The organism is Borrelia hispanica CRI (assembly GCF_000500065.1).
Taxonomy (GTDB): Bacteria; Spirochaetota; Spirochaetia; order Borreliales; family Borreliaceae; genus Borrelia; species Borrelia hispanica.
Genome location: NZ_AYOU01000053.1, coordinates 1 through 241 on the forward strand (window position 1 = coordinate 1; position 241 = coordinate 241).

The following is a 241-nucleotide window of genomic DNA, read 5'->3' on the forward strand; positions in this document are numbered from 1 at the left end:
GCAATCTCTCTATTAATACCAGCTTTTACAAGCTCATTGAATACCATCTGCCTAGTAATTACAGGTTCCATTTGCATATACTCCATAAAGAATCTCCTTATGTAATTATTATACAATAACTTATAAGCTAAATGAAAGTAAATTTAGTAAAATGTTGCCTTCTATCACGATAATTTAAAGACATAATTAAATATGCAGCTGATAATGCATCAAGAGCATCATCATGAACTTTGCCATCTCC

Annotated in this window: 1 pseudogene; it reads right to left on the reverse strand. The window is 30.7% G+C overall.

The window, feature by feature from the left end:
- Nucleotides 1–116 (reverse strand): annotated as a pseudogene (locus U880_RS12050) (Bdr family repetitive protein); the annotation flags it as partial.
- Nucleotides 117–241 lie beyond the last annotated feature (125 nt).